Raw genomic sequence first — 23307 nt, 5'->3', positions numbered from 1 at the left:
GCGCTGCTGCTCAACTGCGCTGACCACGATTGCGCGCCAGCAGATTGAAGAACTGGCGACGCGTCTTCGGCCCGTAGGTCGAGAAGTGCGGGTCCGGATTGTCACGATAGTTCGCCTGCAGATTGCCGATGGGGTCCCTTCGCGCAGCACTTCCGGCCAGGGACTTCGATGCATGCAGCTGCACCTCGGCTGGACTGATTTTATAGGGCACCGTGGCATTGAGTCCGAACACGCCGGCCTTCACGGCCGGGGTCAGCTCCGGGTAGCCGTGCAGCTCCCGCAGCTCGGGTGCGATCTGAAAGGTGCGGAACGCCTGGATCTGATCCTGAGGGGAGCCGTACCAGATGGAGTCGGTGCCCCACAGCACGTTCTTTTCACCGCAATACTTCAACAGTTTCCCCAGCACGTGTGCGGCGTGATCCGGTTCGCGCATGAGGAAGCGCCAGGTGCTGCCCAGTTCGGCGTAGACATTGCTGTCGGGTGCGATGCCGTTGTCCAGCAGGGATCTGATGAGAGTGTCCACGCCGTCATTGTCGGGTGCATAAGCGCCTTCGGCCTTACCCGCCACGTAGCCTGAGTGGTAGACGATGAAGGACATGTCCGGATACTGCTTCGCGACCACGCCGATATCCGTGCAGCGGCTGTGCTCAATGGAATCCCGTCCCAGCGGCAGGCCTTTGTGTATGCATATGACTTTCACATCCAGTGAGCGGGCTTTCTCGATGAACGCAAGGCCGACGTCGTCGCTCAGGTAGTAGCCTTTGCGGTCTGGGCCGAACTGGGTATAGGTTTTCCAGGCCGAGATCTTCCAGGTTTCGGCCAGCTCCTCCATGCGGTCCATGTCTTCCGGCTGATTCGGGTTCACGCGACCATGCAGCAGCAGGCGTTTCGAGCCTTCCATGTCCTCGATGATCTGCCGGGTGGCAGCGGCGGCCTCGATCGTCACCGGTTCTGCATCGGGTGCGGAGGGCACGAAGGAGAGCACCATCATGTCCGTGTCTGAATCCAGGAACACGTCCTTCACGAACTCACCCGGACCCAGACAGTTGAGATAGGACTTCGGATCCCCTTCGTAGTAAAGATCGCAGTCCGCCTTGGGCATGTCGGCGAAGGGCCGTGCGAATTCCGGGATCTGTTTCAGCCAGGCGCCGCGCGGATCCACGTAGTGGCCCTGGACATCGAAAATGAACTCGTTGCCTTCGACACTGGCGCTGGCCAGTTGCGGGTCGAAAGCGGCTGCAGCGGGGACCTGGAAATACCCACCGAGGTTGCCGGCGGCGGCATGGACCTGATTCATGGCCAGCAGGGTGGAGGCGACACCGCAACTCGAGCGCAGAAAACTGCGGCGGCTCGAGTTCACCGCCTGCGCATTCCGGGTGGCAGCCTCCAGCGCGGCTTCGTTGGCGATGTGATTGGTGCGATTCAGTGGCACGGGCACGAACTCGCCGTTGGAGGTGCTGTCGATCTTGATCGGCAGACGCAGACCGTCGGGATCAGGGGTGTGGGGGTGCTTGCTCATGGCGGTCTCCGGTGGCGGTGTCAGTTGGTGGTCAGCTCGGCGAGCGCAGTTGCGATGGTCGGATAGGTGAAGCTGTAGCCCAGTCGGGTAAGTCGCTCCGGCACCGCCCGCTGTCCGTCACAGACCAGTGTCGCCTGCTCACCCAGCAGAGTTTTCAGCACGAAGCGGGGTGTGAACATCCAGGTGGGTCGACCCAGAGCCTTACCGACGGCGTTCGCGAAATCGACATTGCGGACAGGCGCAGGTGCGGTGAGATTGAACACGCCGCGGGCTTCGGGTGACGCGATCAGAAAGGCGATGGCGGAGGACACATCGTGGAGGTGAATCCAGGACAGCCACTGGCGCCCGCTGGCGAGCGGTCCACCGACAAAAAGACGAAAGGGCAGCAGCATCTGTTTGAGTGCGCCACCGTTTTTGCCGAGCACCACACCGAGACGGGCGACGACAGGCCGGACATCGGGTCGCAGATCCTCGAGCGGAGCCTCCCAGCGCTGCGCCAGCCCGGCCAGAAAGTCGTTGCCTGGTCCGGTGTGCTCGTCACACTCCCGTTCGCCGATGCCATAGAATCCTGTCCCGGATATCTGCACGAACACCGGCGGGGGTGAAGCGCAGGCATTGACGGCTGACACGAGGGCAGTGGTGGCTGTGGTGCGGCTGTCGATCAGCAGTCGTTTGCGCGCGTCGGTCCAGCGTCCTTCACCGATAGATTCGCCGCAGAGGTTGATGAGGGCTGCGCTGCCTTCCAGGCTGGTGCTCCAGTCCCCCTGGGGCACCTGTGGATCCCAGAGCTGAAAACGCACCGGCCCGACCCGTTCACCCGGCGGGCGCCGGCTCAGTACAACGATTTCGTATCCCGCACCCGCCAGCGAGGCAGCCAGACGACGGCCCAGGAAGCCGGTGCCGCCCGCGATGACGATAGGGGATGAGGAACTCATAGGTCGACTATGCCTGCCATCGCCTGTATTTGTCGAAACGGCTCCGCATCCTTAGGATGCACCCCTGCCAAACACGAGCGCTGTTCGAAGCATGTCCGCCGCACTGTCTGAACTGCTCGATCTGCTGGAGCTGGAGCATATCGAGAAATACCTGTTTCGCGCGCGTCATCCGGCGGGCCGGGAGCATCGGCTCTATGGCGGTCAGATCATGGCCCAGGCTCTGCGTGCGGCGGCCCATACGGTGGCAGCCGGGCGCTTTGTACATTCCCTGCACGGCTACTTCCTGAGACCGGGCGATCCGAAGATCCCTGCGCTGATCGACGTGGAACCCATTCGCGACGGCCGCTCCTTTTCAACCCGGCGGGTGGTGGTGATCCAGAACGGCCGGGCCATTTTCAACATGGATGCCTCCTTTCAGGTGGCCGAGGCCGGGCTGGATCACCAGGTGGAGATGCCGGATCGAAAGCCGCCGACAGAGGACATGGTCCCCGCTGAAATGCAGGACTGGGCTTTTCTCGGCTGGCGTCATGATCACAAGCGGCTGAGCTCTGCAGCGGCACAGCCTCCGCATCAGGATATGTGGTTCAGGACCAACGGCCGCGTACCGGACAATCCGGTGCTGCATGCCTGTCTCGCCGTGTATGAATCGGACAACGCGCTGCTCGGCACGGCTCGACTCCCGCATCGGGACCGGATGGTGCGTGAGCGGATGCAGATGGCCAGTCTCGATCATGCGATGTGGTTTCATCGCGCGCCGGTGGCCGACTGGCGGGTGGATGACTGGCTGCTCTACGCCCTGGATGCACCGAGTGCGTCGGCTGCCCGGGGTTTCAACCGGGGCATGATCTTCACCGCTTCCGGGTTACTGGTGGCATCAACAGTGCAGGAAGGTCTGATGCGGCAGCGCTGATCGGGAGGATGCGGTGGTGCAGCCCCGCTGCCAGGTGCCTGACCGGTGCAACCAGCCTGAATACTAGCCGCCGCTTTTACCCAGACCGATGCTCAGCGGCATCTCCTTCACCCGCCCGGGAAAATGTTCGGCGAAGAAGCGCGCCATCAGCTCCCGGGTTTCGGCGTCCTTCGGTTGCGGCAGCATCCAGATCAGGCCGTCGTTGCGCATCCGTAGAGCATAGATGTGGCGTTCGTAGCTGGCGGCCGGTGCCAGCTGACGGCGCAGCTCGATCTGCCGGATGCTGTCGAGGTCGTAGCGCCTGCGCACCAGATCCCGGGCGTGACAGAGCAGTTCACCATTGCGGATTTCGAGCATCGGACGGCTGCCCATCAGCATGCGCAGTCCAGCGCAGAGCAGGGCCAGTACCGCGCACAAGCCGGCGAACAGCAGTGCGCCGAACAGCAGCCAGGTGAGGACTGCGACAATGGCAAGAATGACGCCGATCCTCAGCATCAGGCGCAGCAGCTGGGCAGGCCAGGCGATGGCGTTCACTGGGGCGCGATCGTGCTGGTCTGCCGGGCACCCGGCTTCAGCAGACTGGTCTTGCGGGGCACCAGAGTAGCTGGTGATTGAACCTGCTGGCGTCCGGGCGGAGCGAACCGTTGCGGCGCCTGATAACCCGGCGGTGGTGTGCCGCACACGCCGGTGCCGTTGGGCTGGGGTATGCATTTGGTACCCGCCGGGCAGTCCGCCGCGATAAAGCGGCTGCTGCTCGCCATGATCTGCACCTTCTCGCCGTCGCAGAACTGCACCTGCTCTGCCATCCCCGCAGAGAAGCCGGTGGTATCCGGGTCGCAGTCCTCGTCGCGGTTGGCGGCATCCCAGCGTTCGACATTGCCGGGATAGACGCCGGCATCGTTGTCATTACAGTCATTACCGCCGCAGTGCGCGGCGAGCGCACCATCGCCATCGGCATCGACACAGGCCGTCGAGCAGGCCTGGGCGCGCTCGTCACAGGCCGAACCCGCACAGGGCGGAATGCCTGTTGCGCAACCGCGCGCATCTGCACCTGATGCGCCGGGCTGACAGAGCTCGGTGCCGTTGCAGAACAGACCATCGCTGCACTGCCCATCGGACTGGCATTGCACGTGTGTTGCGGAAACGGTTGTCAGCACCAGCTCCTCCACACCTCGGAATTTGTGCGATCCGGTGGCGCTGGCCTGCAGATCAAAGATCACCGGGTCACCTGGCCCGGCGCCATCGTGGACACTGATCTGGTTCATCTGCCACTCGTCATCACCCATGAAATCCCGGCGGTCGGGCTGCCAGGCCAGCGCGAGCCGGGTGATGTGCGTCGTACTCGGCGGTGAGATGGGCAGCACGACTGAAGTGTTGGTGTTGTCGGCGAAGCGGCGGCCCCGGGAGAGGTCGTAGCTTTCGCTGCGGCCACCGGCGAACTGGACGAGGAGTTTCAGCGAGCTGCCGGCGCGCAGATCGTCGTTGCCCGTGCCGATGAACACATAGAGCTGGCTGAGCGCGAGGACGGGGGATGCTGTCAGGCACAGCAGGAGTGCGGGCAGAACGCGCGATGAGTTCAACACTTGATCGTCCCTGATCCGGATGAAAGCAGGAGTCTATGCGAGGTCGGCGCGGGCGGGTAGCCCCGCCACCGTACGTCGGGCGATCAGTTTCGGGGTTTCGCTGGCCGGCTCCCGGGTTTGGGTTTGCCTGGTTTTCGGTTACTCCGCTGCCCGCGGGTCGAGTCGGACGCTTCCGCACGGGTGTGCTGAGTGCGGATCTTCCGGTATGTTACCGGCCGCGCGGCTTTCTCTCCGGCCGGGTCTGCAGTGGTACCTGCGGGCTGGTAGCTCGGCACCAGATGGCGTTTGCCGTTGCCAATCAGATCGGCCCGGCCCATGCGCCGCAGCGCTTCCCGCAGCATGGGCCAGTTCCTTGCATCGTGGTAGCGCAGAAAGGCCTTGTGCAGCCGCCGCTGCTTCACGCCTCTGGGAACGATCACGCTTTCACTGTCCCGGGTGATTTTCCGCAGGGGATTTCTGCCGCTGTGATACATGGCGGTGGCGGTGGCCATGGGTGAAGGCAGAAAGGCCTGCACCTGGTCTGCGCGGAAGCCGTTGGACTTCAGCCACACCGACAGGGCCAGCATGTCCTCGTCAGTCGTACCGGGATGGGCGGCAATGAAGTAGGGGATCAGGTACTGCTCTTTTCCCGCCTCGGCGGAAAACCGGTCGAACAGCTCCTTGAAGCGGTAGTAGGTGTCCATTCCCGGCTTCATCATTTTCGACAGCGGACCGTCGCTCAGCGCCTCCGGCGCGATTTTCAGATAGCCGCCGGTGTGATGCTGGGCCAGCTCCTGCACATACTCAGGGGACTCCACCGCCAGGTCGTAGCGTACGCCGGAGGCGATGAGGACTTTCTTGATGCCGGGCAGAGCGCGCGCTTTGCGATAGAGGCTGATCAGGGGATTGTGGTTGGTATTGAGGTTCGGACAGATGCCGGGAAACACGCAGGACGGTCGCCGGCAGGCGGACTGGATTTCCGGATCCTTGCAGGCCAGCCGGTACATGTTGGCGGTCGGCCCGCCGAGATCCGAGATCACGCCGGTGAAACCGGGGGCTTCATCGCGGATGGTCTCCACTTCCCGCAGAATGGATTCCTCCGAGCGGCTCTGGATGATCCGGCCTTCGTGCTCCGTGATGGAGCAGAAGGTACAGCCACCGAAGCAGCCGCGCTGGATGGTGACCGAGAAGCGGATCATTTCGAAAGCCGGGATGCGGGCGTCGCCATAGCCGGGATGCGGCTGCCGGGTATAGGGCAGCTCATAGATGCCGTCCATGTCCTTCGTCGTCAGGGGAATCGGTGGCGGATTCAGCCAGACATCGCGATCGCCGTGGCGCTGCACCAGTGCGCGCGCGTTGCCGGGATTGCTCTCCGTGTGCAGGATGCGCGAGGCATGGGCATAAAGCACCGGATCGTCCCGCACAGCTTCGAATGAAGGCAGCCGGATCACGCTGTGATCGCGGTTCGCACTCGGAACATCGCGCACGAAGCGCACCATCTGCACGCCGGGTGCCAGCGGCACATCAGGCACGGAAGTCACGGGCGTCATCGCGTAGGGGTCTTCGGGCGGATTGAGGCGGCCTGGAGAATCCAGATGGGTGGAGTCGATTTCGATCCATCCGGCCGGCGTACTGCTGCGGGTGAACGCGGTGCCCCGTACGTCCTGAATGCTGTCGATCGGCTCGCCGGCGGCGAGTCGATGTGCAATTTCCACCAGCTGCCTTTCCGCATTGCCGAACACCAGCAGATCGGCCTTCGCATCGAGCAGAATCGACCGGCGGACTTTTTCCGACCAGTAGTCGAAATGTGCGATTCGACGCAGGCTGGCCTCGATGCTGCCGATGAGTATCGGCACGTCCCTGTAAGCTTCCCGTGCCCGCTGGCTGTACACGATCACACTGCGATCCGGACGGCGTCCGCCTTCCCCGCCGGGTGTATAGGCATCATCGCTGCGGATCTTGCGGTCAGAGGTGTAGCGATTGACCATCGAATCCATATTGCCGGCGGTGATGCCGAAGAAGAGGTTGGGTGGGCCAAGGGCCGTAAAGGCGTCGCTGCTGGTCCAGTCGGGCTGGGAGAGGATGCCGACCCGGAAACCCTGGGCTTCCAGAATACGGCCGACGATGGCCATCCCGAAACTGGGATGGTCCACATAGGCATCACCGGTGACGATGATGATGTCGCAACTGTCCCAGCCCAGATCGTCCATCTCCGCGCGGCTCATGGGCAGCACGGGCGCCGGGGTGAGCCGGTGGGCCCAGTACTTGCGATGCGAAAATAAGGAAGGACTGGTGGCTGGACTCGACACGGGGGTGTTTGCTTAAGTGGGGCTGGCGATTATCGCAGAGAAAGACAGGGAGGACCCCATGCCGGTTTCACCACGACCCGATCAGCTCCAGTCCCTGATGCAGCGGGCGCCCGACGGGCCTCTGTATATGCTCAACCTGCTCAAATTCAAGGAGCGTGCGGAATATGCGGACGGCCGCGCCACCGATCTCAGCGGGGCCGAGGCATATGCCCTGTATGGTGCAGCGGTCGGCAAGATCATTGCCGGACTTGGCGGCAGAATTCTCTGGGGCGGTGTGCCGAATGTGCTGGTGGTGGGGGACGGCGATCTCGCCTGGGATCAGGTGGCCATCGTCGAGTATCCGAGTCTGGCGGCGTTCCGCGATATGACGGCAAGCGCCGAGTATCAGGCCATCCACGTGCACCGGGAGGCGGGTCTGGCCCACCAGCTGCTGATCAACTGTCTGAGCGCACAGCAGGCCCAGGCGCTGGCTGGAAACAGCTGACCGGACTTACCCTGCTGCTGTTGAAGGTCGGAGTCGGGCTGTGGGCGGTTCATGTCGCTGAGGTGGTGTCTGGTCGGGTCTGTTTTCGGTGCAGATTTTCAGGCTGGGGTGGAGAGGGGGCTGCAACGGACCTTCGCTCGGGCCCTCCCGGCTGCCCTCGATTGGCGGAGTTGCCTCGCGGAGGCCGCGAGTCAATCCGCCGCACTCGGCCTCGCTCCACGGTCCGTTGCAACCCCCTCTCCACCCCAGCTTGGAGATAATTCCGAGACAGACCGCTGAGACCCGCTCAGCGAAATAAGCCGCGCACTGCGCGATTCCTGAGTCACACCGGATTCAGTGACCCGCGTTGAGTGCGGCGTGAACTTCCGAGCATCCGCCAGTGGCTCGGTCAGGAAGCTCGGAAAAATTTACAAGGCGTGGTCGAGGATGGGCTGTCCCGGGCCGTGTAGCGAGGCCGAGTACGGCTTTTTGACTCGTGTTCCTCACGCGAGGCAAAAAGCCACACGAGGGCACAGCGGAGCTGCCGAGCGAGGCCCGGGACAGCCCATCCTCGACCACGCTCTGATCAGCCTCTTCCCGATCTCCCTGCCGAAGCCCTGATTAGTCGAGCGCCGGTTTGCGCCGATTGGCCTTATGTCGGCCCTTCTGTTTTTTCAGATCCAGCCGCGCGCGCACGCTGCCCGCACTCGGCCGGGTCGGCACCCTCGACTTGCGGCGGGTGCGGGCGGCGGCGACGAGTTCGTCGAGTCGTTCGTAGGCGTCTTCTTTGTTCCTCAGCTGTGAGCGGAAGCGCTCTGCGGTGATGATCACCTCATCCTGTTTGGTCAGGCGCCCGCCGGCGAGCTGACGCAGGCGGGCCTTCACCGGCTCGGGGAGGGTCGTGCGGCCGAGACGCAGGCGCAGTTGAACCGCGGTGGATACTTTGTTCACGTGCTGGCCGCCGGGTCCGGACGCATGCACGAAGCGCAGCTCCAAAGCGCTCGAAGGGATGTCCGCATCCACGCTCGACTGCCCGTCTAGCGCCCGGCTTCGTAGACGATCTCGCCGCCCACCAGGGTGTAGAGCACCTTGGCATCGAGCAGTTGCTTCGGGTCCGCTTTGCCCGCCGCAATCAGATCGGTATCGAACACGGCGATGTCTGCGAGTTTCCCCGGGGTCAGCGTGCCCTTTATTTCCTCGTCGAAGGTCGCCCAGGCGGGTGCACGGGTGTAGGCGTCCATGGCTTCCTCGATGCTCAGCCGCTGATCGGGAAACCATCCTGCAGCGGGCTCTCCCCCGAGGGTCTGGCGGGAGACGGCGGCGTAGAGTCCGTATACCGGGCTCAAGAAATAGCGTGCGGCGTTGGTTCCGGGTGAGTCGCTGCCGAAAATGAGCACGGCTCCGGCGTCTTTGAGTTTGCGGAATGCATAGGCACCCTTCGAGCGCTCGGCGCCGATGCGTTCCTCCATCCAGCGCATGTCGTCTGAGACATGGTAAGGGTTCACCTCCGCGACCAGATTGAGTCGGCCGAAGCGCTCGAAATCCTCCTCGCGCAGAACCTGGGCATGGATTACCCGCCAGCGGTGATCGTGCTCGACCATATCCCGGCGGGTCAGCACACGCTCGAACATGTCGAGCAGGATGCGGTTGCCGAGGTCACCGATGGCATGGATATGCGCCGGAACGCCCGTGTCTGCCCAGGCATCGATGAGCTGCTCCATGTTGCCGGGCAGGAAAGCGCTGTAGTGGTCGCCCTCGGTCATGGAAAAGGCGGCACCTTCCTCACTTTCCGGGAGCATGGGCAAACGCAGGGCGCCACGGTTTTCCGGGTCGTGGTCATAGGGCTGGAAGAACATGGCGCTGGAGTTGCCCATGATGCCGTCGACCCAGCCCTTGTAGCCCACCAGCTTCAGGTAGTCGTCACCGAAGCCGCGGGTCAGGCCGAGGGCGGCGACGGGTTCGACCTGAAAAATATTGGGTCTTACCATGATGCGCGCCGTCAGCTCACCAGCCGCTTTCAGAGTCTGATAAGCGCGCAGCTGCTCGGGACCGGTCAGATCCTGGATGGTGGTCACACCGCCTTCCCGTGCTTCCGCCAGCACGGCGCGCACGCCAACCAGGCGCTGCTCAAAGGGCATGGGCGGAATTACGCTCTGCACCAGATCCACCGCACTGCCGCGCAGGACGCCGGTGATCCGGCCGGATGCGTCTCTGGCGATCTCACCACCGGCAGGATCCGGCGTGTCTGCGGAGATGCCGGCGAGCTCGAGGGCGCGGGAATTGGCGAGAAACATGCTCCGATCAAAACGGCTGACCAGCACCGGATGGTCGGGTGTCAGTTTGTCGATCAAGCGGCGATCCGGTGTGAAGGGTCCCCGGTCGGATGCGCCGGCAACGGCTGCGCCACTCGAACCCTGACCCCACTGTTCATAGGCCCCCCAGTCGCCGCGCAGAATCCAGCTGCCCTTCGGCAGACGGGTGGTTGCCGCCGCGATGCGCTCGGCGAATGCCACCGGTTCATGCACATCCAGCAGGTTCACCCCGGTGATCAGCATGCCGGTCGAGTCCATGTGCACATGGGCGTCGTTGAATCCCGGACTGGCAAAGGCCCCTTGAAGGTCGATGATCCTGGTCCGGGGTCCAGCAGAAGGGGCGACCTCGCTGGCGCTGCCGACCGCGACAATACGGGTGCCCGCTATCGCGACCGCCTCCGCCCAGGGTCTGGCGGAGTCTACGGTGTAGATCCTGCCGTTGGTGAGAATGAGATCGGCGCTGGTGTCAGGCTGGGTGGCCGTGTGACCGGGCATGGCACCGGTAATCAACGCGGCTGCCAGCGCCAGGTAGGCAAATCGAAGCATCTGTCTGTTCCGGCATAAGGGATGAATGGCGGTCACTGTGTCCGCTCGGGTAGCAGATTTCAATGGGCTCGGGGCCGTCAGGACGGGCGCAGAACCTGTTTCGAGATGTTTCCCGGGCGATTCCGATTCGTTTCAGATTGGTGTAGGCTTCGCCGTTGCCACTAGTCCGGGACCCTGGGATATGGGGGGGTTCAGGCAAGTCGGCGGCTACCTGACGGTCGACGTCCGCTGCTCCTGAAGCAGCCGGAATACGGCGCAGAAGGTGCCCCGGCGACCCGGTGGAGAGCCGGGTGGGGAGTGGTGAAAACCTGCAAAGCTGAATGGTTGGAAGCGCAAGCTTTCGAAACAAAAAGCTTCAGTAATGGAAGAAGGTAACAAAAATGCGCCGGTTTCCGGCCGCATGGACTTTGGAGAGTTCAACTCATGAGTGAATCAAGAGATTCCCTGCTGCGAGTCGCGCTCTTCGGTGCTCTGCTGTTCTCACCGGTTGCGGTTCCTGCCGCGCTGGCTCAGGACGGTGCAGAAGCCATCGAAGAAGTGGTGGTCGTGGGTTCGCGCCGCGCTGGCCGAACCGCAACCGATTCGCCCGTGCCTGTCGACGTCGTCACTGGTGACGATTTCAACAACCAGGGCACCACCGACATGGACGATATGCTGAGAAATCTGCTTCCGTCCTACAACGTGCAAAGATTCCCGATCAGCGATGCGGCCACACTGACCCGGCCCGCTACGCTGCGCGGACTGCCGCCGGACAGCACCCTGCTGCTGATCAATGGCAAGCGCCGCCACCGCGGTGCGGTCATCGCGGAACTCGGCGGTTCACTCGCTGAAGGATCCCAGGGTCCGGACATGGCGGTGATCCCGAGCATGGCCATCGAGCGTGTGGAAGTGCTGCGTGACGGCGCGTCCGCTCAGTACGGTTCCGACGCCATCGCCGGTGTGATCAACGTGGTGCTCAAAGACGACCGCGAAGGTCTGTCTTTCGAAGGCCGCTACGGCGAAACCTATGAAGGCGACGGTGATACCCGCAAGTTCGGTGTGAACTGGGGTCTGCCGCTGGGACCCAACGGTTTCGCGAATGCGACCCTGGAGTGGAAGGAAGCCGATCCGACCAGCCGCTCCCTGCAGCGCACCGATGCCCAGGGCCTCATCGACACCGGCAACAGCGACGTTCGTCAGCCTTACGCCCAGATCTGGGGTTCACCGGAAGTGAAGGACGACTGGACCTTCTTCCTGAACTCCGGCATCGAGCTTTCCGACAGCCAGGAACTCTACGGCTTTGGTAACTATTCCGAACGCAATACGGAAGGCGGTTTCTTCTACCGCAATCCGAACAACCGGGGTGGCGTGTTCACCAGCGGCTCCGCTCAATACGACGCGGACGGTGATGGATTGCCGGATATCTCCGGCTTTGACTCGATGGGCGATCCTATTTTCAGGACCGTTGGCCTCCGGGCAATCATGGACCCGGGTTTCTACGACAGCGGTGTCCCCTCCGGATGTCCGGCTGTCCCCTCTCCGGGTGGCAGCCGCTTCGACGGCTTCAACGGCAGTGCTTATGGCACGGCTAACCCCGGCTGCTTCGTTTTCAACGCGCTTGACGAAGGCGGCTTCACGCCCCAGTTCGGCGGCAAGATGGAAGACCTGGCGGCCGTTGTCGGTATGCGCGGGAACCTGGAAAGTGGTCTAGGCTACGACTTCAGCGTGGGTCTCGGCCGCAACGAAGCGTCCTTCCGCATCAACAACACTCTGAACCCTTCCCTGGGCCCGGACTCTCCTCGGGATTTTGAACTGGGCAAGTACATCCAGACCGAACAGAACTACAACGCCAACTTCGTCTACCCGATGAATATCGATGCGTTCTACTCCGATCTGAACATCGCTTTCGGTGCGGAATACCGGGTGGAGACCTTCGAGATCCGTCAGGGACCGGAAGACAGCTGGAGAGCGGGTGAGTACGCCTTCCAGAATGTGGATGGCCTGACTTACCCCGGTGATGTCATGTACGACGTGAACCGCGACGGTACTCTGGATACGGTCTTTACCGGTGGTCTCGAACTGCCCGCGATGAGCATCGGTGCCAATGGTTTCGCCGGGTTCAGTCCCCCGCAGACCGGTGAATTCGAGCGCTCCAACTGGGCCACCTACGTGGACTTCGAAGCGGACGTGATTGAGAACGTGACCATCGGCCTGGCCGGACGCTACGAGGATTTCGATGACTTCGGCGATACCTTCAACTACAAGTTGTCCGGTCGCTGGGCAATCGTGGACACCTTCGCAGTGCGCGGCTCGGTGAGCACCGGCTTCCGGGCGCCGACACCGGGTCAGTCGAACGTGACCAAGATCTCCACCATCACCGTTGACGGAATTCTCCAGCAGCAGGGCCAGATTCCGCCGACCAACCCGCTCGCAGCAGCCCTCGGCGGTGAATCCCTGGATGCGGAAGATGCCACCAACTTCACCCTGGGTGCAGTCTGGAACATCACCGACGATCTGGATCTGACCCTCGACTACTACAACATCAACGTGAAGGATCGGATTTCTTCGACCGGTACAATCGACATCCAAACTCTGGATATAGACGCGACAGACGGTAGTGGAAATTTCCTTTATCCGAACCTTGTAGCTCAATGCAACGTCGCATTGACCGCACCCCAGTGCCTAGAATCACTTGGTGTACCGGGTGCATCTGACCTGAGCTCCATCAACTTCTACACCAACGACTTCGAGACCACCACCCAGGGCATCGACCTGGTGCTGGCCTACACGAAGGATTGGGGTAATGCCGGTATTTCGCAGATCTCGGCAGCCTGGAACTGGACCGAAACCGAAGTGGACGATGCCGGTGAGGAAGTGGACCGCAATAAGATTGTGGATCTGGAAAACTTCAACCCGGAACATCGCGGCATCTTCACGATCAATCACTTCATCGGCGATTTCCGTTTCCTGGCCCGGGCCAGCTACTACGATGACTGGGTGTCCAGTGGCTTCTCCACTGATCCGAACTATGTCGATGGCGGCACCAGCTACCGGGTCGATTGCAATGAGGATGAGTGCTACAAAGGTGAGTGGATATTCGACGTAGAAGCCGCCTACACCATGGACGAGAAGTACACGTTCATCGTAGGTGCGCAGAACGTATTCGACCAGGATGCGCCGGACGACGCCCTGAATACGAATACTGCAGGACTGTCCAACAACTCCGGGCAGAAGTATGCGACCTCGACCCCCTGGGGCTTCGACGGCGGCTACTGGTACCTGCGCTTCCGGGCTGATTTCTAAGGATCAGTCCACCTCGACACCGGAAGGTACCGCTGCTGAGTACCGACTGGTGTCGAGGTTCTCGAAGCAAAGAAATAGGGCGTCTCGAAAGAGACGCCCTTTTTGTTTCTGCTCCTCTGATCTGCTGCGGCCGAAGAATCAGAAGATGGATGGCCCTCAGGGTCGTGCCAGCACCACTTCGATTTCAACCAGCATGCCGGGTGCTGCGAGCCCGGCAACCTGAAACGCTGATCGTGCCGGCAGATTGGGCTGAGCTTCTGTGCCGAAGTATTTCCGGTAGGCGCGCATCATGCCCTGGAAGTCCATGGCGCCGTCGAGTTCCGGTACACCAACCAGATAGACCTGCATCTTCACCACATGGCCGAAGTTGAGCCCCTTCGCAGTCAGAGACTCTTCGAGACGGGCGAATACGGACAGGGTCTGTGCTTCCGTGTCCCCCCAGAATTCGGTGCTGTAACGCTCCGCATCCGGTTTCGCAGGGCCGGGTGTCATGCCGCTGTGATACACCAGCGTGGTGCCGGGCAGGATCTCCACAGCCTGGGCGATCGGAAAGTCGCTGCCTGGCAGCGGATAGCGTTTCACCTCAGCGCTGGCACTGGTCGCGGCGGTGGCCGCGGCAACCGCAGCACCAATTAATACGGACGTTGCGACAAATTTCTTCATGGATTCTCCTCGGAGGGTTGGGACAGTTTGTCTGTCAGGGAGTTGATATAGGCGACCACATCGAGCACATCGTCTGCGCCGGTGAGCACGCTGGTGGCAGAGCGCATCTGAATGCCCAGGGTATCCGCCGGATCATGGCCGCGTGTGCCCGCCAGGTATTTCTCGAGCTGCCGCACCAGATACCAGTCACTCTGTCCTGCGAGACGGGGTGCCTGGAGGGCGGCATTGCCTTCTCCCCCAGCACCATGGCAGGCGGAGCAGGTCCGGTAAAGATCGGCACCACGATCCGCATCACCCTTCACCGTGAAGCTCAGAGTTGAAAGCCGCACCGGCACCGCAGCGACGAACTGCACGGCGGCTTCTCGTTGTTTCTCTGTGAGGGCTGCGGCCTGGGGCTGCATTTCCATGCCCGTAAGGTCGGCGCTGTGGCTACCCCGCCAGCCGCCGGCGAACGCACGCATCTGATTGCGCACATACCAGTCTTCCATACCGTTGAGGCGGGGCGCATCCACCGAAGAATTGCCTCTGAGTTCGACGCCGTGGCAGGTGGTGCAGTAAATGAACATATCCGGGACGGCGGTATATTTTGTGGCCGGAGCCTGGGCCTCCGCGACTCCGGCGTGCAGGAGGACAGACAGGCCAAGGAGCATCGGCACGCGCTTGTAGTCTTTCATCAGGCGTTCGCCAGTTCGGCGCTGACCCGCTTCTGGAGTTCGCGCAGGGAATGATGGGCGGACGAGAAGGCGCCTTCCTGCCAGCCCGGGTGATAGCTGATCTGATCTCCCATCATGAAGTGGCGGTTCGCCAGGGGTGTCTGCAGGTAGGAGAAATAGCGGCTGCGGCTTTCTTCGGTCCATTGCGCCGTGCAGCCCATGTGATGGTTCATCCGGTGCCAGGCGACACTGACGGAATTCTCCGCGTATTTCCGGTAGTCCGGGTGGATCTTCTCGCCTTCTTTCAGCGCTTCTTCGAAACGCTGTTCCGGGCTCATGCGCGCGAAGTACTCAGCATGTTCATGCTGAAAGGTATAGGCGCCCAGCATCACGCCCTTCTTCTTGAAGATGCCATGGGGCGGATACCACATCTGTTCGATGTTCTGATCTGTCCAGCTGATCCCGCCGTAGATGTTTTCTTTTTCCCAGAATCGCTCACTCATCTGGATACCGATCTTGAAGAGCTTGCCGCGACCGATGGAGCGCAGTGCATCCAGATACTCTTCCGGGAAGTTGTTGTCGATTCCGGTCAGCAGATGTTTGGGTATGCAGTTCATGCAGTAGTCGGCTTCGATCTGCCTGTGCCTGCCCTCATGCTGATAGACCACCGCCACACCGTTTTCCCTGATGCGGATGGATTTGACCTGTGCGTGGGTAAGCATCGGGCTGCGGATGTTCTTCACGAAGCCTTTGACGATGTTGTCCATGCCCCCGACGGCCTGAAGCATGGGGGCGGCCTGATCTTCGCCCTCTCCAAAATTCATCTGGTAGCGCCAGAAACTGGACTTGAGCAGCTCGGAGAAATCCAGGCGCTCGTGCAGTTTGCCGTGCTCCAGCATGCCGGCGGTGGGTGACAGCACACCCGGTTGCTGGTAGCCGGCGCGATTGGTGCCCCGATAGATCGCATTGTCGTCCAGATCGCCATAGCGTTTCAGGAAGGCGAGCACCCGTTCGATGTCTTCGGGGGAAAGTTCGGAATCGAAACCTGCACTGTCGATGGCTTTCGCGGACAGCTCGGCGATGAATCCCCTGGCGTCCGCGATGTACTGGCGAAAGCGTACGGGCCTGCCGCCGAAGGCGTTGCTGTGGTGAACCCAGGCGTTGTAGTTGACGTTGGTGAAACCCTCCAGGGCGACCCCCAGCTCCCGGCAGTAGTGCACCAGATAGTGGTGGTGGACGGGTATCCTGGCCGGGCCGGCGTTGAAATAGAGGTGGGGCTCGTCGTCGAAATTGCAGCGCTGCTGATTGCCCATCTCATCGATCAGATCACCTGAGCGCAGGGTCAGATTGCGCCCGCCGATCCGGTGCGAGGCTTCGAGAATGGTGCACTGATAGCCGGCCCGTTCGAGTTCGTAGGCGCTCATGAGGCTCGAAAGCCCGCCGCCGAGGAGGACAACCGAGCGCTTCGCGCGGCCGAGGGGCGCTACGAGCTCCGGAGCACCGTAGGCGGCTCCCGGCGTGAGGCCGAGGGCCAGAGCCATCTGATAGACGGCGCTGGATCCGCCAGCTGCGCCGACCATGTTCAGAAATTTTCTTCGGGTGAATGACATTTTTGGTTTTATTACTGGAGGAAGTTGGACCGCGCGCTTCTCAAGTCGTGCGTGGCAGCAGAGCCGGAATACTACCTCAAACCGGTGGAGTTGGTGGTGTCCGGAGCGTCGGTCGGGACGGTCCCGCGACGGTGGCGCGGGTCGATCCAAACCTTTGCGTCAGAAAATAGGCAAATGCCCCGCTGACCACGATGGCCAGTCCAAGCAGACCCTCTTCCGGGCGGTCACGCAGGATGTAGATGAGTGTCCATCCGGTGAAGGCCAGAAACAGCAGCGGCGGAATCGGATAACCGGGTATGCGGTAGGGTCGCGGCAGGTCCGGTTGCCGTCTGCGCAGGACGAAGACGCCGAGCACGGTGAAGAAGGTGTTCAGTCCGAGGGTGAATCCGGCGAACACCAGAATGGATTCGAAGGAGGCGGTGAAGATGAAAAGCAGCGACAGACCCGACTGCAGGATGATGGCCACCCAGGGCACTTCATGCTGGTTGGTCCGGGACAACAGGCGGAAGGCCCGGTAGTCCTGACCGATCATCTGCAGCACCCGGGGTCCGGCCATGATCATCGCGCTGACGGTGGAGACCAGCAGCAGGGCCAGCACCACACCCATGATGACTGCTCCGGTTTCTCCGAATACGTGCTGGGCAGCGATGTAGCCCACTTCGAGTCTGCCCGTCATCGCATCCATGGGCGCGACATAGAGGAAGGTGAAGTTGAGCAGCACGTACAGCAGCATCACTACGGCCGTGCCCCAGAGCAGTACCCGCGACAGGGATTCGGCCGGTCGTTCCAGTTCACCGGTCAGATAGGTGGCGGCATTCCAGCCGGTGTAGGCGTAATTGACATAGATCAGACTCACTGCAAAGGCCCCGCTCAGCAGGAGTGGCGCGTCCCGGGTGTTGGGGAGAAACTGGACCTGGCTTTGCGGGGAATCGGCGAGCAGCCAGGCGAGCACGCAGAAAGCCAGGATGAGCAGAATTTTCAGGGCGGTGAAGACTCGCTGCACGCCACCGCTGTTGCGATGGCTGCTGGCATGCACTGCGGTGAGCACCGCGACGAGCCCGGCGGCCAGCCAGGTGGGTGACAGCCCCGGCACTACCGAGGCGAGGTAGGTGCCGAAGGTGATCGCCGCCAGTGCGGTAGGCGCGGCGAAGCCGATGGTTGCGGAGATCCAGCCGGAAATGAAGCCGGCTGCCGGGTGGTAGATGCGTCCGAGGAAGTTGTATTCGCCACCCGAGCGGGGCAGCGCGGCCCCGAGTTCCGCATAGGTCAGAGCGCCGCACAGGGCCGTCATGCCGCCAACGATCCACAGCATGAGAATGACGAAGCCGGACTGGATGTCGAGCAGCTGGAAGCCGAGGCTGGTGAACACTCCGGTCCCGATCATATTGGCGATGACCACCGCCATGGCGGTGCGGGGACTGAAGCGATGCGCGGTCACAGTGCTACGCGGAAGGCGGAGGGCCTGAGGGGCCGACACTCACCGGGGTTCGAGTCGATACACGAGGGCCTTCTCGACCCAGTTATCCTCCGCATCGAGGCCGTATTTCTTCGAGTACTGGGCAGCGACCCGGTCGATCTCAGCAGGATCGAGAACCCTGACGGTGCGCAGTTGGTAGAGGTTTGATTCCACGCGCAGGCGGACTCTGGGATCTGCGGTCAGGTTTTCGGTCCAGCGGGTACCGTCTTCGCCGGTTGCGATGTAGTAGTCGGGTCCCACTGCGACCGCCCAGATGTTCACCGAGTAGGGATCCTCGGGCCGTGTTTCGAGCTGCACGACTTCGACATCTGCGTATTTCGACCAGTCTTCAGGCGGCGGGGTCTGCTCTCCGCTTAACGCCTTGCCCGGGAGAACGATGAAAGGTTCCGCGCAACCCGCAACGGCAAACATCAGCAGCAGAGCGCCCAGGCACCGGATCGCATTCGTGTCGGGTAAGCGGGGCAGAATGCTGATGTCGAGCCGAACCATAGGCGGCGGTTCCTTTGAATACGAAGGATGCATTAGCGCAAAAAGCATCCTGCAGTGCAAATGGACCCCGCGGAAGCTGAGCAGAGTCTTCCTAGGCGTCCGGTGTGCCGGCAGGTGGGGCTGCGGCAGGTCGTTCGAACACCCGCACCTGGGTGACACTTTTGGCTCCCTTGGGATTCAGTTTCACTTTCACCAGAAGACTGCCGTCTTTCTGAACCTCGAAGGTCTTGTTCACTCTGCGCGTATTGGTTTCGTAGAACTGGGTGATCTTTGTGCGGCTTAGGCGTGTTTTTCTACCCAGGTCATTGCCGGGCTTCATGATCTCTTCACCCACACCTTCATAGATGAGGCGTACATTGGGTGTCTGCATCTCGATCTGCATGCGCCCGCAGCGCAGCACGCGCGGATCACTGACCGGTCCCGATGAGGGTGTCGCAGCAGCCCCGGGTAAGGGGATCGGCACACCGCCAACCGAGATAGAGGGTGTAACTCCGAAGCCATCGAATCCTCCGCCCTGTTTCGGCTGTATTTCATGCGTGCGCTCGTTATTCAGCACCCACTCGCCGAGCAGTGCTTCGGGGGTCGTGGCGGCCCTGACACCTGCGGTGGCCAGGCATGTGGCCAGCAGCGCGAGGAGGACAGAGAGGCGGTTCAGATGCGTGTAAATCATAGTGTGTCGACAAGCTTTCTCAGGGTTTCGCAGGCTTTGACTCGATCTGTGGTGCTTTGTCCCATGAAACCGACATTGAGTGCGTTCACCCCGGATTCGCGCAGCGCCTGCAGGCGTTCCCGCACGAAGCCTTCCTCTCCGATCAGAGAGTTTTCCGTGAGGTAGCTGTCCGGGATTGCAGCTTCTGCGGCCTTCTTGTCACCATTGAGATACAGGTCCTGTATCCGCCGGGCTGCATCCGGATACCCCGAGCGGGAGAATATGTCGTTGTAGAAGTTCTTCTGTCGCGCACCCATGCCGCCTACATACAGTGCAATCTGCGGGCGACTCAGATCGCGGAGGGACTCCAGCCCCTTGCCGAATCCCACCGCACCCCCGGCATAGATTTCCAGGGGTCCCCGCGCCGGATCGCGGGCGGCATTCCCCGCATCCAGCGCCTTACCCCACACATCCCGCGCGGCACGGGCGGTATAGAAGGCAGGCAGCCAGGCATCGGCGAGTTCCGCAGTGAGCGCCACGCTCTTCTCGCCCAGGGAGGCGATGGCGATGGGAATGTCTTCACGCACGGGGTGGTTGATCAGCTTCAGCGGCTTGCCGAGCCCCGTGCCGCGGTTCTGGGGCAGGGGAATCTGATAATTGCGTCCATCGTATGCCAGGCGCTCCCTGCGCCAGACCATGCGACAGATCTCGATGATTTCACGCAGGCGGGCGACGGGGGTGGTGTAGGGGACGCCATGGAAACCCTCGATGACCTGTGGGCCTGATGCCCCGAGACCCAGCATGCAGCGCCCGTCCGACAGGTAGTCGATACCGGCGGCGGTCATGGCCAGCAGCGATGGGGTCCTGGTGTAGATGGGCAGGATGCCGGAAGCGATGGTGATGCGATCGGTACTGGCGGCCAGGTAGCCCATCGCGCTTGGTGCATCGAAGGAGTAAGCCTCGGGTACCCAGACCTGATCAAGGCCCGCTTTTTCGAGCAGCTTCACTTCTTCGACCGCTTCCTTGAAACCTCCCGCGTAGCTGAGCAGCATCGATATTTTCATACATCCCTCTGGTTGAGAACCGTGCGCAAAGACGTGCAGTGTAACCGGCCGTGGTGCACCCGGACGAGTCGGGTTATGCTGTTTGCGCGCTGAAAAAGCAGGAGAAAATGATAGCGATGTCCGATCGGGAGTTCGATGTGGTGGTGTGGGGTGCGACGGGATTTACCGGTCGTCTGGTCGCCGAATACCTGATCGAACGCTACGGTGTCGCGCAGCAGTTCAACTGGGCGATAGCCGGGCGCAGCCCGCGCAGGCTCGAAGCACTGCGTCAGACACTCGGGGTGGGAGCAGATGCGCTGCCCATCATCGTCGCCGACAGCCATGACCGGGATTCACTCGACGAGCTTGCCGGCAGAACCCGTGTGGTGTGCTCGACGGTCGGACCCTATGCGCTCTATGGCAGTGAACTGGTCGCCGCCTGTGCAAACCTGGGCACACATTACTGTGATCTGACGGGTGAAGTGCACTGGATGCGGCGAATGATTGACGAGCATCATGAGAGTGCCCGTCGCAGCGGTGCCCGCATTGTGCACACCTGTGGGTTCGACTGTATTCCTGCGGATATGGGCGTGCACTGGTTGCAGCGGGAAATGCGTGCGCGCCACGGGGTGTATTGTCAGGCCATAAAATTCCGTGCAGAGGCGTTCAAAGGGGGATTCAGTGGCGGCACGGTTGCCAGCATGATGAACATGATGGCAGAAGCCGAAAAGCATCCTGAGATCCGCAGGATCGCAAGTGATCCCTATGCACTGAATCCCGCCGGGGGTCCCCGCGGTCTCGATGGTCCGGAAAAAACCTATCCGGAATGGGACGTGGACTTTAACGCCTGGGTATCCCCTTTTGCGATGGCTGCAGTCGACACCAAGGTGGTACGGCGCAGCAATGCCCTGCTTGATTTCAGGTATGGCAGTGAGTTCCGCTATGACGAGGGCATCCTGATACCTTACGGACAGTTTGGATTCCCGGCAGCCGTCGCCCTGGCTGGCAGCACCGCGATGTTCAGCGCCGCAACCGGCAGTGGCATGCTGCGGGATCTGCTGGGCAGAGTATTGCCCGAGCCCGGCGAAGGCCCTTCGCGGGAAGCCCGGGAAAAAGGCTACTTTCAGATCCAGTTCCTGGGCAGGCACCCGACCAGCGCTGCCCTCGATCTGCGTCTGAGGGTTCGCGGTGATCGGGATCCGGGTTACGGATCCACTGCAAAGATGCTGGGTGAGTCAGCGGTGTGTCTGGCCAAAGACGCACTGTCGTCTCCGGGTGGCATACTCACGCCCTCAGTTGCCATGGGCGACGCACTGGTCGATCGTCTGCAGGAAAATGCCGGGGTAACCTTCGAAGCGCTTAACTGAAGCGCGAACAGCGGAGAGTAAGTCCGACGGATCCGTTCAGTGTGCTCTCTAGAAACTTAATCATCGACTGAATGAGGCTGAAGGATCCGCCGTGAATTTCATCATACGAGCCTGTGTGCCCGTATAGAAATCACATATCGGTCTATCAGGAGCAAATAAAAGCGTGACTCGCGATAAGCTAACGGGCATGGGCGCTGTCGGAGCCTTGTGGATACGATTTGCTGCAGCTTGTGCTTTCGCGATGCTGCTCGTTCCCACGCCTGTCCATCCAGCACTCCCTGCAGATGCAACTGAGCGGTCGCAGAGTGACGTTCAGGTGGAGCGCGCACCGATCGTTATCGCGCATCGGGGAGCAAGCGGATTGCGCCCTGAACACACCCTGGCTGCTTATCAACTCGCAATCGCCCAGGGTGCTGATTTCATCGAACCGGATGTGGTCGCGACAGCCGACGGAGTGCTGATTGCCCGTCATGAGAATGCTCTGGCGATGGTCGCGATTGATGAGTCAGGGGTGGTGCGCCGGGATCAGGCGGGTGCGCCGATCATCGTCGAAGCCACTACCGATGTCGCTGAACATGAAGCCTTTGCCGGGCGCCTGACGATCAAGCGTATCGATGGCCGCCCGATCGCGGGCTGGTTCAGCGAAGATTTTTCCCTCGCGGAGATCCGCACCCTGCGGGCCAGAGAGCGGATTCCCGCGCTGCGTCCCGACAGCCGGAAATTCGACGATCTTTATCCGCTCGCGACACTTGTCGAAGTGATCGAACTGGTGAAAGGACACAATGTCTCGGCACAGCGTCCCGTGGGGCTTTATGTCGAAACGAAGCACCCCACGTATTTTGCACTCGAGGGCCGACACATGGATGGAACGCCCATTGCCATCGATCTGGGTGGGCGTGTGCTCGATGCACTGATCGAGGCGGACTTTACGGACCCGCAACGGGTGTTTATTCAATCCTTTGAGATCGCCGGTCTGCTGGCATTGCGTGAGCAGCTCCGGCAGCGGTCGCTGAAGCTGCCGCTCGTGCAGCTGTTTGGTGATGTGTTCAATCGTCGCTACCGGGCCCAACCTTACGATGTGGTATTCAATGTGCGTCAGGGCGTCGATCTGGAATCAGTCTATGGGGAACTGGTGACGCTCGCTCGCGGAGGATTGAGCAGCGACACAAGCTATGCCGATCTGACCTCTCCCGGGGTATTGACCTGGATGGCCCGACGTTACGCAAGCGCCATAGGGCCGCCCAAAGACAGCATCATGCCGGTGGAGGAAGCGACGCACGCCATGGACCCGGACGGTGACGGGCAGTCGACGCAGCGCATGCGGCTTTCCGCAGAATCAGGCCGGCTGCTGTTAACCGCGCGTGAGGCGGGTTTGGGTGTGCATCCTTATACTCTGCGCGCCGAAGAACCGTTTCTGGTGCGGGACCGCGACCGGGTGCTGGCTGTGGAAGAAGAGGCAGCGCGACTGCTTGATCTTGGCGTACAGGGATTCTTCATCGACCAGCCCGCCCAGGGGCG

At 61.7% G+C, this 23307-nt stretch carries 18 protein-coding genes and 1 pseudogene; 5 read left to right on the top strand and 14 right to left on the bottom strand.

The window, feature by feature from the left end:
- Positions 1–10: 10 nt before the first annotated feature.
- Positions 11–1519 (bottom strand): amidohydrolase family protein, encoded by a 1509-nt coding sequence (locus R3E82_19635; protein ID MEZ5553104.1) that lies wholly within the window; start codon positions 1517–1519, stop codon positions 11–13.
- A 20-nt stretch (positions 1520–1539) separates the two neighbouring features.
- A complete protein-coding gene (locus tag R3E82_19630) occupies positions 1540–2454 on the bottom strand; it encodes a TIGR01777 family oxidoreductase (GenBank protein MEZ5553103.1) in 915 nt (304 codons plus the stop codon).
- 91 nt (positions 2455–2545) lie between these two features.
- On the opposite strand from R3E82_19630, the gene R3E82_19625 reads away from it, so the two are divergent.
- A complete protein-coding gene (locus R3E82_19625) occupies positions 2546–3364 on the top strand; it encodes an acyl-CoA thioesterase II (protein ID MEZ5553102.1) in 819 nt (272 codons plus the stop codon).
- A 63-nt stretch (positions 3365–3427) separates the two neighbouring features.
- On the opposite strand, the gene R3E82_19620 is transcribed toward R3E82_19625, so the two are convergent.
- From R3E82_19620 to R3E82_19610, 3 genes are all read right to left on the bottom strand, one after another.
- A complete protein-coding gene (locus R3E82_19620) occupies positions 3428–3898 on the bottom strand; it encodes a hypothetical protein (GenBank protein MEZ5553101.1) in 471 nt (156 codons plus the stop codon).
- On the bottom strand, positions 3895–4947 hold the full coding sequence (locus R3E82_19615; protein ID MEZ5553100.1) for a putative metal-binding motif-containing protein: 1053 nt from the start codon (positions 4945–4947) through the stop codon (positions 3895–3897). Before R3E82_19615 ends, R3E82_19620 begins: the two co-directional genes overlap by 4 nt.
- Positions 4948–5030: 83 nt before the next feature.
- A complete protein-coding gene (locus R3E82_19610; GenBank protein MEZ5553099.1) occupies positions 5031–7235 on the bottom strand; it encodes a YgiQ family radical SAM protein in 2205 nt (734 codons plus the stop codon).
- A 58-nt stretch (positions 7236–7293) separates the two neighbouring features.
- Between R3E82_19610 and R3E82_19605 the strand changes: the two genes are divergently transcribed.
- A complete protein-coding gene (locus tag R3E82_19605; protein ID MEZ5553098.1) occupies positions 7294–7719 on the top strand; it encodes a DUF1330 domain-containing protein in 426 nt (141 codons plus the stop codon).
- A gap of 600 nt (positions 7720–8319) precedes the next feature.
- Here R3E82_19605 and arfB read toward each other — a convergent pair.
- Both arfB and R3E82_19595 read right to left on the bottom strand, forming a co-directional pair.
- Positions 8320–8721 carry an alternative ribosome rescue aminoacyl-tRNA hydrolase ArfB gene (arfB, locus tag R3E82_19600; GenBank protein ID MEZ5553097.1) on the bottom strand — a complete coding sequence of 134 codons (402 nt, stop codon included), beginning with the start codon at positions 8719–8721 and terminating at the stop codon, positions 8320–8322.
- A 14-nt stretch (positions 8722–8735) separates the two neighbouring features.
- Positions 8736–10556 carry an amidohydrolase gene (locus R3E82_19595; protein MEZ5553096.1) on the bottom strand — a complete coding sequence of 607 codons (1821 nt, stop codon included), beginning with the start codon at positions 10554–10556 and terminating at the stop codon, positions 8736–8738.
- Positions 10557–10979: 423 nt separating this feature from the next.
- Between R3E82_19595 and R3E82_19590 the strand changes: the two genes are divergently transcribed.
- A complete protein-coding gene (locus tag R3E82_19590) occupies positions 10980–13838 on the top strand; it encodes a TonB-dependent receptor (protein ID MEZ5553095.1) in 2859 nt (952 codons plus the stop codon).
- A gap of 156 nt (positions 13839–13994) precedes the next feature.
- On the opposite strand, the gene R3E82_19585 is transcribed toward R3E82_19590, so the two are convergent.
- From R3E82_19585 to R3E82_19555, 7 genes are all read right to left on the bottom strand, one after another.
- On the bottom strand, positions 13995–14501 hold the full coding sequence (locus R3E82_19585; GenBank protein ID MEZ5553094.1) for a RidA family protein: 507 nt from the start codon (positions 14499–14501) through the stop codon (positions 13995–13997).
- On the bottom strand, positions 14498–15175 hold the full coding sequence (locus R3E82_19580) for a c-type cytochrome (protein ID MEZ5553093.1): 678 nt from the start codon (positions 15173–15175) through the stop codon (positions 14498–14500). The genes R3E82_19585 and R3E82_19580 overlap by 4 nt, the downstream gene beginning before the upstream one ends.
- Positions 15175–16764 carry an FAD-dependent oxidoreductase gene (locus R3E82_19575; GenBank protein ID MEZ5553092.1) on the bottom strand — a complete coding sequence of 530 codons (1590 nt, stop codon included), beginning with the start codon at positions 16762–16764 and terminating at the stop codon, positions 15175–15177. Before R3E82_19575 ends, R3E82_19580 begins: the two co-directional genes overlap by 1 nt.
- Positions 16765–16840: 76 nt before the next feature.
- Positions 16841–18202: an amino acid permease gene (locus R3E82_19570; protein ID MEZ5553091.1), complete on the bottom strand. Its 1362-nt coding sequence runs from the start codon at positions 18200–18202 to the stop codon at positions 16841–16843.
- A 39-nt stretch (positions 18203–18241) separates the two neighbouring features.
- Positions 18242–18730 (bottom strand): hypothetical protein, encoded by a 489-nt coding sequence (locus tag R3E82_19565; protein ID MEZ5553090.1) that lies wholly within the window; start codon positions 18728–18730, stop codon positions 18242–18244.
- A gap of 91 nt (positions 18731–18821) precedes the next feature.
- Positions 18822–19400, bottom strand: a complete 579-nt coding sequence (locus R3E82_19560) for a hypothetical protein (GenBank protein MEZ5553089.1) — start codon at positions 19398–19400, stop codon at positions 18822–18824.
- Positions 19397–20443, bottom strand: a complete 1047-nt coding sequence (locus R3E82_19555; protein MEZ5553088.1) for an LLM class F420-dependent oxidoreductase — start codon at positions 20441–20443, stop codon at positions 19397–19399. The genes R3E82_19560 and R3E82_19555 overlap by 4 nt, the downstream gene beginning before the upstream one ends.
- Positions 20444–20559: 116 nt before the next feature.
- Between R3E82_19555 and R3E82_19550 the strand changes: the two genes are divergently transcribed.
- Together R3E82_19550 and R3E82_19545 are read left to right on the top strand one after the other, a co-directional pair.
- A complete protein-coding gene (locus tag R3E82_19550) occupies positions 20560–21789 on the top strand; it encodes a saccharopine dehydrogenase NADP-binding domain-containing protein (protein MEZ5553087.1) in 1230 nt (409 codons plus the stop codon).
- A gap of 187 nt (positions 21790–21976) precedes the next feature.
- Positions 21977–23287: pseudogene (locus R3E82_19545) on the top strand (glycerophosphodiester phosphodiesterase family protein).
- The last annotated feature ends 20 nt before the right edge of the window (positions 23288–23307 follow it).

The sequence above is a fragment of the Pseudomonadales bacterium genome, from assembly GCA_041395945.1.
Lineage (GTDB): Bacteria > Pseudomonadota > Gammaproteobacteria > Pseudomonadales > Azotimanducaceae > SZUA-309.
The sequence above is the reverse complement of the archived record's forward strand: the minus strand, read 5'-3'. Positions and strand labels throughout refer to the sequence as shown.

Coding starts and splice junctions, on each gene's coding strand:
- R3E82_19560 (MEZ5553089.1), bottom strand. CDS start 19,400: ATGATTTACACGCATCTGAACCGCCTCTCTGTCCTCCTCGCGCTGCTG.
- R3E82_19625 (MEZ5553102.1), top strand. CDS start 2,546: ATGTCCGCCGCACTGTCTGAACTGCTCGATCTGCTGGAGCTGGAGCAT.
- R3E82_19575 (MEZ5553092.1), bottom strand. CDS start 16,764: ATGTCATTCACCCGAAGAAAATTTCTGAACATGGTCGGCGCAGCTGGC.
- R3E82_19565 (MEZ5553090.1), bottom strand. CDS start 18,730: ATGGTTCGGCTCGACATCAGCATTCTGCCCCGCTTACCCGACACGAAT.
- R3E82_19580 (MEZ5553093.1), bottom strand. CDS start 15,175: ATGAAAGACTACAAGCGCGTGCCGATGCTCCTTGGCCTGTCTGTCCTC.
- R3E82_19555 (MEZ5553088.1), bottom strand. CDS start 20,443: ATGAAAATATCGATGCTGCTCAGCTACGCGGGAGGTTTCAAGGAAGCG.
- R3E82_19635 (MEZ5553104.1), bottom strand. CDS start 1,519: ATGAGCAAGCACCCCCACACCCCTGATCCCGACGGTCTGCGTCTGCCG.
- R3E82_19595 (MEZ5553096.1), bottom strand. CDS start 10,556: ATGCTTCGATTTGCCTACCTGGCGCTGGCAGCCGCGTTGATTACCGGT.
- R3E82_19605 (MEZ5553098.1), top strand. CDS start 7,294: ATGCCGGTTTCACCACGACCCGATCAGCTCCAGTCCCTGATGCAGCGG.
- R3E82_19590 (MEZ5553095.1), top strand. CDS start 10,980: ATGAGTGAATCAAGAGATTCCCTGCTGCGAGTCGCGCTCTTCGGTGCT.
- R3E82_19550 (MEZ5553087.1), top strand. CDS start 20,560: ATGTCCGATCGGGAGTTCGATGTGGTGGTGTGGGGTGCGACGGGATTT.
- R3E82_19585 (MEZ5553094.1), bottom strand. CDS start 14,501: ATGAAGAAATTTGTCGCAACGTCCGTATTAATTGGTGCTGCGGTTGCC.
- R3E82_19630 (MEZ5553103.1), bottom strand. CDS start 2,454: ATGAGTTCCTCATCCCCTATCGTCATCGCGGGCGGCACCGGCTTCCTG.